Annotated in this window: 10 protein-coding genes and 1 tRNA gene; 6 read left to right on the top strand and 5 right to left on the bottom strand. The window is 62.7% G+C overall.

The window, feature by feature from the left end; all coding sequences use genetic code 11:
- Window positions 1-56: 56 nt before the first annotated feature.
- Together ispE and DW355_RS00585 are read right to left on the bottom strand one after the other, a co-directional pair.
- Window positions 57-1046 carry a 4-(cytidine 5'-diphospho)-2-C-methyl-D-erythritol kinase gene (gene ispE / locus DW355_RS00590; protein ID WP_131276966.1) on the bottom strand — a complete coding sequence of 330 codons (990 nt, stop codon included), beginning with the start codon at window positions 1044-1046 and terminating at the stop codon, window positions 57-59.
- A 117-nt stretch (window positions 1047-1163) separates the two neighbouring features.
- Window positions 1164-3110 (bottom strand): tetratricopeptide repeat protein, encoded by a 1947-nt coding sequence (locus DW355_RS00585; RefSeq protein ID WP_131276963.1) that lies wholly within the window; start codon window positions 3108-3110, stop codon window positions 1164-1166.
- A gap of 98 nt (window positions 3111-3208) precedes the next feature.
- On the opposite strand from DW355_RS00585, the gene mutM reads away from it, so the two are divergent.
- Complete coding sequence (mutM, locus tag DW355_RS00580) at window positions 3209-4036, top strand: bifunctional DNA-formamidopyrimidine glycosylase/DNA-(apurinic or apyrimidinic site) lyase (RefSeq protein ID WP_131276960.1); 828 nt, start codon at window positions 3209-3211, stop codon at window positions 4034-4036.
- Between the two features lie 20 nt (window positions 4037-4056).
- A complete protein-coding gene (gene mutY / locus DW355_RS00575; protein ID WP_242671265.1) occupies window positions 4057-5148 on the top strand; it encodes an A/G-specific adenine glycosylase in 1092 nt (363 codons plus the stop codon).
- Here the strand turns inward: mutY and rapZ are convergent.
- From rapZ to DW355_RS00560, 3 genes are all read right to left on the bottom strand, one after another.
- The gene (gene rapZ / locus DW355_RS00570) at window positions 5145-6086 is read right to left on the bottom strand and encodes an RNase adapter RapZ (protein ID WP_131276957.1); all 942 of its coding nucleotides are present in this window, start codon (window positions 6084-6086) and stop codon (window positions 5145-5147) included. The genes mutY and rapZ overlap by 4 nt on opposite strands.
- A gap of 34 nt (window positions 6087-6120) precedes the next feature.
- Complete coding sequence (recN, locus tag DW355_RS00565; protein WP_131276954.1) at window positions 6121-7809, bottom strand: DNA repair protein RecN; 1689 nt, start codon at window positions 7807-7809, stop codon at window positions 6121-6123.
- Between the two features lie 146 nt (window positions 7810-7955).
- The gene (locus DW355_RS00560; protein WP_131276951.1) at window positions 7956-8888 is read right to left on the bottom strand and encodes an NAD kinase; all 933 of its coding nucleotides are present in this window, start codon (window positions 8886-8888) and stop codon (window positions 7956-7958) included.
- 120 nt (window positions 8889-9008) lie between these two features.
- Here DW355_RS00560 and hrcA point away from each other — a divergent pair, with 120 nt between their 5' ends.
- The 4 genes from hrcA (at window position 9009) to DW355_RS00540 (ending at window position 12899) form a co-directional block, all read left to right on the top strand.
- On the top strand, window positions 9009-10028 hold the full coding sequence (gene hrcA / locus DW355_RS00555) for a heat-inducible transcriptional repressor HrcA (protein ID WP_131276948.1): 1020 nt from the start codon (window positions 9009-9011) through the stop codon (window positions 10026-10028).
- Window positions 10029-10108: 80 nt separating this feature from the next.
- Window positions 10109-10185: transfer RNA gene (locus DW355_RS00550), tRNA-Ile, on the top strand.
- Window positions 10186-10357: 172 nt separating this feature from the next.
- Window positions 10358-11758, top strand: a complete 1401-nt coding sequence (locus DW355_RS00545) for a protein kinase domain-containing protein (RefSeq protein WP_131276946.1) — start codon at window positions 10358-10360, stop codon at window positions 11756-11758.
- A gap of 1 nt (window position 11759) precedes the next feature.
- On the top strand, window positions 11760-12899 hold the full coding sequence (locus DW355_RS00540) for an ATP-binding domain-containing protein (protein WP_131276943.1): 1140 nt from the start codon (window positions 11760-11762) through the stop codon (window positions 12897-12899).

The raw sequence follows: 12899 nt of genomic DNA, 5'->3' as shown, positions 1-12899 counted from the left end.
CGCTTCGGAATGAATCCGAACTCCCTGACGTTCTCTTTTGCCGCCGGATTCGCCCACTAGGCCCAATTGGCAAGCGGATGGACGTCCAGACTGTTGCACCAGCGGCTCTGCATTCGGGCGGGCACGGCGATCGCCGAGCTTGAAAACCTGGCACGCACATGCATGTCAGGCGGCACCCATGCAAAAACCGCGCTGCCTGAACCGGTCATCCGTCCCGACAAACCCAGGGAACTCAACCATTCCAGGGCTTGCGTGACGCCAGGGCAGAGCCGCTGGGCAACCGGCTGCAAGTCGTTGCGTGAATCCTCAAGCAGGAATTTCTTGAAACCTTGCGCGCTTTGATTTTGCCCAAGGTCGCCCGAATTTTCCGTACTTGCTGAATCCAAGCTGGGGTCAGCAGCAAAGCCTGTGATTGTAGCAGCAAAACTATCGCGTTTCAAAGTCGGGTCACGGAAAATCGCGGCAGTCTCCAGGCCCGCCTCCGGCTTCACCACCAGCAGGGCATGGCCAGGCAGCAGCAGTCTCGGCTCCAGGCCAGCAGGCAAGGGTATGACGCGCTCGCCCACACCCTCGACCCAGGCCGTCGCATGGCTGGCATTTGCCGCGTGCAGGAAATACGGGACGTCCGCGCCGAGGGTGAGGCCGATCGCCGCCAGTTGCTCCAGACCGAGCTTGAGTTTCCACAGACGGTTGAGCGCCAGCAGGGTCGAGGCCGCGTCGGAAGATCCTCCGCCCAGGCCCGCTTGCGCCGGAACGTGCTTGGCGATCGCGATGTGGGCGCCACCAGCATGGCCGGTGGCGGTCTGCAGGGCGCGGGCGGCGCGCAGCACCAAGTCGTCCTCGGGCAAGGGCGTGGTCAGGTCCTCGCGGCTCAGACCTCCGTCGTGCTGCCGGTGTGGGCGAGCCTCGAAGTGCAGGGTGTCAGCCCAATCGATGAGGGTGAAGACCGACTGCAGCTGGTGGTAGCCGTCGGCGCGTCGGCCCGTGACATGCAGAAAAAGATTCAGCTTGGCGGGCGCGGAGACATCATGCAGGGGCAGCGACATGGCGGGCGAGTGTAGCGTTCTCCGGCGCCTTTCCCGATACCCATGCCCAGCCAGCCAGCAGGGCGCAGATGACGTCAGGGGCCTTTCGCATCAAGCGAGTTGTGGCGGGCCGCGCGATCAGGGCTTCTTGACGCCCAGTCGTTGCAGCGTGTCGAGCAAGGTTTCGTTGGTGACGTTCAGCTCCAGCCCTTCCCGCCAGACCTTGCGTGCCTCGTCACGCTGTCCCGTGCTCCAGAGCACCTCGCCAAGGTGGGCGGCGATTTCGGCGTCTGGTCGGCTTGTGTAGGCTTGTTTCAACAGGCGCAGGGCTTCCTGTTTGTCGCCTTCACGGAAGGTCACCCAGGCCAGGCTGTCGGTGATGAAGGGGTCCTCGGGCGCGGCGTCCAGGGCCTTCTGGATGAGCGCGCGCGCCTCGGGCAGGCGCATGTTGCGGTCCGCGAAGAAGTAACCCAGTGCGTTGTAGGCGTGGTGATAGTCCGGCTTCTCCGCCATGATGCGGCGCAGAATGCGTTCCATTTCATCCGCCCTGCCCAGCTTCTCGGCCATCATGGACAGGTCGTACAGCAGGTCGTAGTCCTGCGGGTTGCGCCGGGTGGCTTCGTCGAGCAGGGCATAGGCCTGGACATAGCGTTTGTTGTCACGCAGCAGTTGCACCTCGGCATAGAGCCTGTCCCGCGCTTCCTCGGGGCTGCCGTCTGGGAGGCTGCGAATCATGGCCAGCGCGTCGTCCATGCGATTCTGCCGGGCCAGCAGACCGGCGCGTTGCCGCTGCACGCGCAACTGCTCGGCCGCGTTGCCGCGGGTGTCGATGCGCGCAAGCCAGGCCTCCGCGCCCTTGTAGTCCTTGCGTTGCTCGGCAATCTGGGCCAGTGCAAGACAGGCCTGCGCAACCGCGCGGTTGATGGCCTGCTGACCGTCCTGAAGGCGGATGACCTGGTTGCCGTCCTGCTCGACATCGGCACCCTCGTCGTCCTCATCCTCGTCCGTGCCGACTGGAGGCATGGCTTGCTTGCGTTGCGTTTCGATCAGCGCGAGAAAACGCGTCAGGGATTTTTCCGCATTGGACGGGCGCTTGTCCTGCAGTTCCAGCATGCCTTGCAGCAGCCAGGCATCGGGCAGATCGGGCTGGCTCTGGGTCACGATCTTCAGTTGGGCCTGGGCTTCGGCGTAACGCTGCGCGTCGACCAGGGCGCGTGCGTAGTTCAACCGCAGGCTCGGGGACGCGGAGGAACTGCTGGCGAAGTGACGGCTCAGCAGCTCGCTGGCCTCATCGCGTTGCGGGGCGTAACGCGCGGGAAGTTGGGGCGAGAGCAAGGCCATGGCCAGCAGCATGGGTTCAGGCGCGCGCGGGTCGAGCGCGGCGCCGCGTCGCGCGGCCTCCAACACGCCAGCCGGGTTGTCCGCCATCAGGCGCATGCGGCCCACCGCGCTCCAGGCCGAGGCACCCGTGGCCTTGTCGAGCGGTGTGGTCTGGTTCGGAAGTTGGGTCGGATCGAGCAACTGCGCCCGCAGTGCCTGCTCCATCACGGCGGCGGCGTGCGCCTTGTCATTGCTGCGGGAGAAGTAGAGCGGCAGCGTGGCGATCAGTACGGGGCGTTCCCGCGGCGCGGCCAGCGCGAGTGCGCGTTGCAGTGGTCCAACGGTGTCGTCCAGGCGATTGAGGCCCAGCAAAATCTGTAGCACATACCGATTGGCTTCGGCAGAATCGGGCTGGGCCTTGGCCCAGTCGCGGGCAGCCTGCAAAGCGGAATCACCCGCGCGTGCGCGCAGGGCGATTTCGATGGCTCGCAGGTACAGGCGCCCTTCGTCGGTCTTGCGCGCGGCATTGAGCAGCAGGGAATAGGCCATGCCTGTTTCGCCTTGCTGCGCGCTCAACTCGCCCAGCAGCAGCTGGTAGAAGAGTTCGCCATCGAGGGCGGAGTTCTCCACGGCGACCGGAGTCTGGACATCCGCGAGCGCGGGTGCCTTGGAAGGTGTGGCCGATGCGGCCTGGGTCGGGGGGAGCAGAAGCGCCAGCAAGGCAGGCAGGAGCAAGGCGGGCAGGCGCGGGCGTAGGGCTGACATAAGCGATCCGGATCGGGTCGGGCCATGATAAGCCAAGGCGCACACGCCTTTTGTCCCTCTTCATAATGTCCGTTTTTCCAGCGTCTTTTCATCGTTCCATGCCTGAGTTGCCCGAAGTCGAAGCCACCCGTCTGAGCTTTGTGGACCGTATCGCGGGCGCGCGCATCGTGTCCGCCTGGCAAGGCCTGCCTTTGCGCTGGCCCTTGGGCATTGACTCCGAACAGCTGGTGGGGCGGCGCGTTCGAGGGGTGCGGCGGCGCGGCAAATACCTCTTGCTGGATCTGGACGAAGGTCTGCTGCTGCTGCACCTGGGCATGTCCGGCAGCTTGAGCTTCACCGATCAGGCGGCGCAAGGCGTGAGGCCTCGAGGGGCGCACGACCATTTCGATCTGCAGACCGACCGTGGCCTGCTGCGCCTGAACGATCCGCGCCGCTTCGGCGCCGTGGTCTGGGCCGACAGCGACAGCGCGCCTATTGCCCACAAGCTGCTGGACGGGTTGGGCGTGGAGCCTCTGGATGCGGATTTTGACGCCGACTCCTTCCATGCCGCGCTGAAAAAGCGCAGAAGCGCCATCAAGCAGGTGCTATTGGCGGGCGATGTGGTGGTTGGTGTGGGCAATATCTATGCGTCCGAGGCGCTGTTCCTCGCGGGCATCCGCCCCACGCTGTCCGCGGCGCGCCTCAGCAAGCCGCGTGCGGCGAGGCTGCACGCGGCGATACGCGATGTGCTGGGTCGCGCCCTGGCTGCGGGAGGCACGACGCTGCGCAACTACAGCAACGCCGTGGGTGAACGTGGCAACTTCCAGTTCGAGGCCAAGGTGTATGGCCGTGACGGGCAACCCTGCGCCATCTGCGGCCACCCCATCAAGTTGATCCGGCAGGGCCAGCGGGCGACATATTTCTGCGCCCATTGTCAGAAGACATGAGCAAGCGTGATCCACAGACCATGACATCCGCCACGTTGATGCCGGCCGCAGAGGTGGCGCAATGGCCCGATCGCCTGCTGCGCTGGCAGGCCGTGCACGGTCGCCATGATTTGCCCTGGCAGAACACGCACGACCCTTACCGGGTCTGGCTTTCGGAAATCATGCTGCAGCAGACCCAGGTCACGACGGTGCGTGACTACTACGCCCGTTTCCTGCAGCGCTTTCCCGACGTGGCCACGCTGGCCGCGGCGCCGCTCGACGACGTGCTCGCGCTCTGGAGCGGCCTGGGGTATTACAGCCGGGCGCGCAACCTGCACGCCTGCGCGCAGAAAGTGGTGACGCTGCATGGCGGCGCGTTTCCGCGCAACGCGGCCACCTTGCAGGAGTTGCCAGGCATCGGCCGTTCGACGGCGGCGGCTATCGCCTCGATCTGTTTTGGCGAGCGCGTCGCGATCCTGGATGGCAACGTCAAGCGGGTGCTGACGCGCGCGCTGGGCTTTGGCGGTGACCTCGCGCAGGCCGCGCAGGAAAAGTCCTTGTGGAAATTGGCGGATGAGCTGTTGCCTCGCGACGACCTGGACCAGAGCATGCCCCGTTACACCCAGGCAGTGATGGACATGGGCGCCACCGTCTGCCTGCCGCGCAAGCCCGGCTGTCTGATGTGCCCGGTGGCTGACCTCTGCGTGGCCCGCCGCGAGGGCCGTCCCGAGGTCTATCCCGTGAAGACCCGCAAGCTCAAGCGCACGGCGCAATCCCTCTGGCTCCTGTGGGCGCAGACGCGCGAGGGCGCGGTCTGGCTGCGTCAGCGGCCTGCGTCCGGCGGTACGGAAGATGCCTTGAAAAGTGTCTGGGCGGGCTTGCATTGCCTGGAACTGTTCGACAGCTTCGAGTTGCTGCAAGCGGCCGTGCCGGCCAGCCAGCGCGAGGGCCTGCGGGAACTGCCGGTCTTCAAGCACGTGCTGACGCACAAGGATTTGCATCTGCACCCCGTGCACATGGTCTTGCCGGCTTCGGTGAAGGTCTCGGAGCAAGGCATCTGGCATGCGGCGCACGCCTGGCCCGCTCTGGGCTTGCCAGCGCCGGTCCGGAAACTGCTGGAGCAGCAGAGTTAGGCGATTTCCCGGTGCCGCTTGAGCGTAGTCCAGCGCGTCGCGAAACGCTGGGCCAGCTCCTCGACCAGATAGACCGAGCGGTGCTGGCCGCCGGTGCAGCCGATGGCGACCGTGACGTAGCTGCGGTGGTTGTGCAGCAGGGCGGCCAGCCATTGGTTGAGGAAGCGTTCGATGTGCTGGCGCATCAGGTCGACTTCGGGCTGGGCGCGCAGGTAGTCGATGACGGGTTGGTCGCGTCCGGTCAGCTCGCGCAGCCCGGGTTCGTAGTGCGGGTTGGGCAGCATGCGCACGTCGAACACATAGTCCGCATCGACCGGGATGCCGCGTTTGAAGGCGAAGGATTCGAACACCAAGGTGAGCGAGTTGCCTGGCAGGCGGATGGCTTCCTTGATGTAGCTTTGCAATTGCCCGGCGCGCAGCACGCTGGTGTCGATGACCTGTGCTTGGTCGCGCAAGTCGGCCAGCAGCTCGCGTTCCAGCTCGATGGCTTCGATCAGGGCGCGGTCGGGATCGATTGCCTCACCGATGTCCACGTCCTTCCCGGCCTGCGTCGCAGCTTTTTTGTCCGCCGCACCAGCGGTCTGCGTGCCCGTCAGTGGGATGGCGACTGGCGTGTTGGACAGTGGATGTTTGCGCCGTGTCTCGGAATAGCGCCGCACCAGGGTGTCGGTCGCGGCATCAAGAAACAGGGATTTGATTGCGTGACCCTGCTCACGCAGCGTGGTCAGCAAGGCCGGCAGTTGCGGTAGCGAGGTGGCGCTGCGCACGTCCACGGCGATGGCGACGTGGCGAGCCCTTTGGCGCTGTTCCAGCGCGACAAAGGGTTCCAGCAGTTCGGGCGGCAGGTTGTCCACGCAGTAATAGCCCGCGTCTTCGAGCGCGTGGAGCGCCACCGACTTACCAGAACCGGACATGCCGGTGATGAGGACGATTTCCATGGCAGAGATTCTGCGCGTGCTGGTCGGGTGCTGCTCAGATCAGGCCGGGTTGCCCTTGGTCCTGCAGCATTTCCTTGGCATGGGCCAGGGTCGCGCCGGTCAGGCGCTCGCCGCCCAGCATGCGCGCGATTTCCTGCACGCGTGCCTCGCCTTGCACCGGGGCGACACTGCTGAGCGTGGCACTGCCTTCCCGCTGCTTGGACACTTGCAGATGGTTGTCCGCGCAGGACGCGACCTGGGGCAAGTGCGTCACGGCCAGTACCTGGCGGTCGCGGCCCAGGCGTTGCATCAGGCGCCCCACAGTTTCGGCTACCGCACCGCCCACGCCGGAGTCCACTTCGTCGAAGATCAGGGTCTGCGCCGCGCCGAGCTGGCTGGTGGTGACGGCGATGGCCAGCGCGATGCGCGACAGCTCACCGCCCGACGCCACCTTGCCGATGGGACGCGGCGTGCTGCCCGCGTGCCCGGCCACGAGGAATTGCACCTCTTCCAAACCGTGTCCCTGTGGCTGCTCGGTTGTTTGTAGCGCCACGTCGAAGCGACCGCCTTCCATGCCCAGTCCTTGCATGGCCTGGGTGATGGCCTGGGCCAGGCGGGGCGCGGCGACGGCGCGGGCCTGAGAGACGGTCTGCGCCGCCCGCATGTAGCTGGCGCGCGCGTCCTGTTCCGTCTTTTGCAGCGCGTCCAGATCGGCCGCGGCGTCCAAGCGGGCAAGCTCTTCGCGCCAGCCCACCAGGGCGGCGGCCAATTCCTCCGGCGCACGTTTGTAACGGCGGGCCAGGGCCATCCATTGCGTCAGCCGCGCGTCGAGTTCGGCCAGGCGTTCCGGATCCAGGTCGGTGCGGCGCAAATAGGACCGCAGGCTGTGCGCACTGTCCTCCACCTGCGCCAGGCTGGAGGACAGAACGTCCGAGAGGGCCTTGAATTCCGGTTCTAGGTGCTCCTGATTTTGCAGCGACTGGCGCGCCGCGCCAAGTGCGTGTCGCGCGCTGCCGTCCGCGCCGTCGTCGCCGCCATCGAGGGCGTCCAGTGCAGCCTGGGCGGCGTCCAACAGGGCCTGGGCGTGGGCCAGGCGGCCGTGGTCGGTGTTGAGAGTCTCCCATTCCCCAGCCTGGGGATTGAGTTTCTCCACCTCGCCGATCTGCCAACTCAGGCGCTCGCGTTCGCTTTGCAGCTTGTCCTGGGCGGCGCGGGCTTCTTCCAGCGTTTTCACGGTCTGCCGCCAATGCGTCCAGGCACGGGCCAGCGACTCGGTGTCGATGCGGCCGTAGGCATCGAGCAAGCCGCGCACGGCCTCGTTGCGGGTCAGGCTTTGCCAGGCGTGCTGGCCGTGGATGTCGAACAGTTGTTCGCCCAGTTCACGCAGCTGCGTGGCCGTGGCGGGGCTGCCGTTGATCCACGCGCGGCTCTTGCCCTGGGTGTCTACCGTGCGGCGCAGCAGCAGCGTGGCGCCCGGGTCGAAGCCGGTGTCGAAGCCGGCGGTTTCCAGCCAGGCGTTGTAGAGCTGGCACTGGTCGAACTCCACGCTCACGTCGGTGCGCGGCGCGCCTTCGCGGATCAGCCCCGTGTCGGCGCGCGCGCCCGTGACGAGTTGCAGCGCGTCGATCAGGATGGACTTACCCGCGCCGGTTTCGCCGGTCAGGACGGTGAAGCCGGGCGCGAATTCGAGGTCGAGTTCGCTGATGATGACGAAGTCCCGCAGGACAATTCTCTTAAGTGCCATTTGCGTGACGCTCCTCAAATGGTGGGTTGCCGATCAACCCAGGCGAGGGCTCCCGCAGAACCGGCTTGGCTGGGCTGCTGGGAGCGCCCCCTGCAAGGGGGGCGGCGCAGCGCCCAACAAGGCGCGGAGCCTGGGGTGAGTCGAATCTAGGTTTCATTCCAGTGCAATTTCTTGCGCAGGGTGTCGAAATAGCTCCAGCCGCGCGGGTGCAGGAAGCGCGCGGTGTGCGCCGAGCGACGAACCAGGATGCGGTCGCCCTGCTGCAGCGCGGTCAGCGTCTGCATGTCGAAATTGACCATGGCTTCCCGCTCTGAAACGATCTCCAGCGAGATTTCCGAGTCCGAGGGGAGGACCACAGGCCGATTGGACAGGGAATGCGGCGCGATCGGTGCGAGCACCCAGCCGGCGATGGCGGGATGCAGGATGGGGCCACCAGCTGAAAGCGAGTAGGCGGTGGAACCGGTGGGCGTGGCGATGATGAGGCCATCGGCCCGGTGGTTGGCGACGAAACGGCCGTCCACTTCCACGTGCAATTCCACCATGCCCGAAGAGTTGCCTCGGTGCACCACCACGTCGTTCATGGCCAGGGCGTCAAAGACGCAGCGTTCGCCGTCCGGTCCTGGGCGGAGCACCCGGGCCCGCATGAGGGCGCGCCCTTCCGCCTCGAACTCGCCCCGCAGCATGGGCGGCAGCACGCTGGCGTAGCTGTCGAGTGAAATGTCGGTGATGAAACCCAGGCGGCCGCTGTTGATGCCGATCAGCGGCAGGCCTTGGCCCGTGCCGGGGTGGAACAGCACCCGGCCCGCCCCCAGCATGGTGCCGTCGCCCCCCACGACCAAGGCCAGATCGCAGCGGGCGGCGATGTCTTCCAGCGCCAGGGTGGGCAGGCCTTCCAGACCGTCGGCGGCGGTGGCGGTCTGCGCTTCCGCCACCACGGCGCAGCCTTGCGCCTGCAGCAGCGCGGCGATGCCGCCCAGCGCTGGCCGCGCCCGGCCGCTGGCCGCACCCGGGTTGCCGCCGGGCTGTGAGGCGAGCGGGTAGCGGCCGATCAGGGCGACTTGGTGGAATTGGAGGCTCATGGTGGAAACCGTTGGTATGTATCAATATACAGTATCGGCGCCGACTTTCAATCCTGCCGGGGCAGGGTTCTGCAAGAATCGGGCAAGTGCGCACAAGGCGCGTCGTTAGAATGATTTTCCATGCTGGATGACCGTGCCAAGTTGCTACTGAAGACGCTGGTGGAGCGTTACATCGCCGATGGGCAGCCGGTCGGTTCACGCACTTTGTCGCGCGCCTCGGGGCTGGAGCTGTCGCCGGCGACCATCCGCAACGTCATGTCCGATCTGGAGGAGTTGGGTCTGATCGCCAGCCCGCACACCAGCGCCGGGCGCGTGCCCACGGCCCGGGGCTACCGACTTTTCGTCGACACCATGCTGACGGTGCAGCGCGAGCAGGTGGCCTCGCCCCAATTCGCGCCGCACCAACTCGTGCCCGACCAACCGCAGAAAGTCATCAGCAGCGCGGCGAATCTGCTGTCCTCCCTCTCGCAGTTCGTCGGCGTCGTGGTCGCACCACGCCGCTCGTCGGTCTTTCGCCACATCGAATTCCTGCGTCTGGGCGAGCGACGCATCCTGGTCATCCTCGTCTCGCCCGAGGGCGACGTGCAGAACCGTGTGATCTTCACCGGGGCGGACTATTCCGCCTCCCAGCTCAACGAAGCCGCCAACTACCTCAACGCCCATTACCTGGGCCTGACCCTGGAACAGGTGAAAGAGCGCCTGCAGGGCGAAGTCGAGAAGCTGCGCGGCGAGATCGCCGCGCTGATGCAGGCGGCCGTCACCGTCGGCACCGAGGCCATGAGCCAGCCGCAGGAAGAGGTGGTGATTGCGGGCGAGCGCAATCTGCTGGCGGTCAGTGACTTCTCCAGCGACATGAGCCATCTGCGCCGGGCGTTCGATCTGTTCGAGCAGAAGGCGCAGCTCATGCGCCTGCTTGACAGCGCGGGCCAGGCCGAAGGCGTGCGCATCTTCATCGGCGGCGAAAGCCAGGTTGTGCCTTACGAGGAACTGTCCGTGGTCAGCGCGCCTTACGAGGTGGATGGTCAGATCGTTGGCACCTTGGGGGTTATCGGCCCTACCCGCATGGCCTACGACCGCATGATCCAGATCGTTGACGTCACCTCCAAGCTGCTGGGCAACGCGCTGAGCCACGGCAAATAGGCGCGAGGCAGAGCGACAGGGTTCGAGCCCCTCTTACAATCTCCCACTTCGCATGCATGGCGCTTGCGGTGCATGCGTGGGGGGCGTTAGCTCAGTTGGTCAGAGCAGGGGACTCATAATCCCTTGGTCGCTGGTTCGAGCCCAGCACGCCCTACCAGATAAACAAAAGAAAGCCCGCTATTAATTTAATAGCGGGCTTTCTTATTTTTGGTTTATGTAGCCATCATGTAGCCAATGAGCGTGTGAGTTTAGGGGTCTCCGCAGGCAATTCAAGCCCTTCAGAGAGCGGTAAAGTACGGAGAGCACAACCAGTTTGTCTTGGGGGGCAAATGGCGGAGATGACCGAGTTCCAGCTTGAGGAGCTTCAAAGGCAATGCGCGACATACTCAGCTAGTCGGGGCTATAAGCTTGGGGGTCGCCTTGGATTTGGCGGATCCGCTGCAGTCTTTTGCGCGGAAACCAGTTCGGGCGATGTTGCGATTAAGGTGTATCTCCCGGAGTTTCTTTCTGGCAAGGGGGGCACTGCGGAACGTAGGCGCATTGAGCTTCAGCGCCAGCTAATCGGTCATACCTGCTCCAGCCTGGTCCAATTGAGATACGTGTCCTTCGAGCAGGAGACTTGTTTCATAGAAATGGACTACTTTCCTTGGAAAGACTTAGCCAGGGTGCTGATAGATGTACCTCGCGATGCTATCTATCCATTAATGGGGCAGCTGATTGAGGCAGTAAGGTTCTTGGAATCAAAGACCTTGGTGCATCGTGATATCAAGCCGGCAAATATTCTGATCTCACCAGAATTTGACAAGCTCGTATTGATAGATCTTGGCGTAGTCCGCGAGGCAACGGTTGATGAGGATCGAGCAGACAACACTGATTACGGCGATGCGCGCCCGTTCATTGCTACTGCTCAGTACAGTTCTCCTGAGTATCTATTTCGAACACTGCCGCCATCGCCGGGACTCTGGACCGCACTTACCGTTTACCAAGTAGGCGGAGTCCTCCATGATCTGATTGTCAGGTCGCCAATGTTCGAGGAAGAAGCAAAGACGGGAAATCGCTATGCAGTTGCACTAGCGGTACAGCAAAAGACTCCAAATTTCGATGGGATCAAAGATGTGCCGATCGAGCTTCGGACCCTTGCTCTCCACTGCCTCATCAAAGATCCAAATAAGAGACTAAAGCTAGTTGATTGGGAAAGATTCTCGACGCCTGCGACTGATATTAAGGGCGTTCAAAAAAGACTGGCAGCGCTTGGCGTGGTGAAAACTAAGCAACATGCCGAGCAGCAAGAGTTACAAAAGCGAGAATTGGAACGGAAGGACGTTTCCCGCTCACTGTTTGAATCCGTTTATAGGCTCATTAGAGAAAATTTTTCTGATTCCCCGATAGAGGATAGATCGACGAACAACGATTGGTCGCGTTCAATTCTGCGGCTTCATTTCCCTGCAACCGATCAAGCGACTGATTTCTATATCGCAGTGCACTGGCCGCCTGCTATTGACGGCGCTGGAGGGTCGGCAGGCATTACGGTGCAAGGTGCATTGGTGCATAAAACCTCCGAACCTCAATTCCGTGTCGGAAGGGTCGTCACGGTGATGGAACCTGATAGCACGAACTTCGAAGTTCATGCTCAGTCGGTATTCGAAGTAGTAGCAAACTTGTTGGTACGCGCTGTGGAGATACTGGAGCAGGGTGAGCCGACGCAAGTTGAACTCCAACTAGGGGATTGAAATGCAGGGGAGCTGGTGGAAAGAGGAGAAAGACCTCATTGACGAACAAAAGGCAGTAGTTAACTTGCCACAAGATGGGAAATACATCGTTCTTGGGCCGCCTGGAAGCGGTAAGACAAACCTACTTTTGTTGCGGCTGAAATGGCTGGCAGTGGCGGGGAAGAAAAATGTTCTCTTTTTAACAGTTGGACGTTCGCTTTCGGAGTTCATTAAGACTGGAATTGGACCAAAGAAGATCATAGAGCCCGAGCAAGTAAAGACCTATCGGAAATGGGCCTATGAAATTGCAGCGGACTATCGGCCAGATTTGTTGAAGGACATTCCAGAGCACTACGAGGACAGTCGGAAGTATTTCTCAAACCATTTGGCTGACATAACGCAGCAATTGCCGAATGGTTTCTATGACGCGATAGTTATCGATGAAGTGCAAGACCTGGAGGGGCCGGAGCTAGCGGTTCTGGGACGTTTGTCGCCTCGCATCATGGTTGCTGGCGATACTCGTCAGTCGATTTATGCAGGGAATGGAGTAGAGGCCGCAAAAGCGGCGGGTTACGCCGAAAGACTACTTCAGTTTCACTACCGAATTGGACGTGCTATTTGCCACGTTGCGGATACGATCTATCCGCCTGATCCGGGGCAGCCTACGCTTCTGAAACGCTGCCAATACGACGAAAAGTTGCCGTCCACGGCAGAATCCGTGAAATGCTCAGATCTGGCTGAGCAGTGTCTCAAACTTACTGAAAACGTTAGATTGCAGCTGAAGTCTTTCCCTGGGGAGACCGTGGGAGTTTTGCTCCCGACTTTCAAGCATGGAGTGCTAGATGCAGTACGTAGCTCGTTCGACGCGGCTGAGTTTAGAGACTTTGTGGAGTATCACGGCGAAGATGGAAGAGATTTCCCGGATGGAAAAAGAGTCTTCGTAGTGACCTGCCATTCGGCCAAGGGCATGGAGTTTCGTGCGGTGAACATTGTTGCCGCAGAACGAATGTACAAAGGACCACTTGGGAGGCGAACTCTGCAATTCACTGCGGTTACTCGAGCCAAGACTTCGTTGCGTGTTTACTTTACGGGGAAGCTACCAGCCGCAATGGCTACGGCATTTGCGGCTGAGGTCATACCCGATATTGGTGCTGTGTTCTAA

The sequence above is a fragment of the Hylemonella gracilis genome, from assembly GCF_004328645.1.
In the GTDB taxonomy this organism is placed as follows: Bacteria; Pseudomonadota; Gammaproteobacteria; order Burkholderiales; family Burkholderiaceae_C; genus Hylemonella; species Hylemonella gracilis_B.
This window is presented reverse-complemented; position numbering and strand designations above follow the sequence as displayed.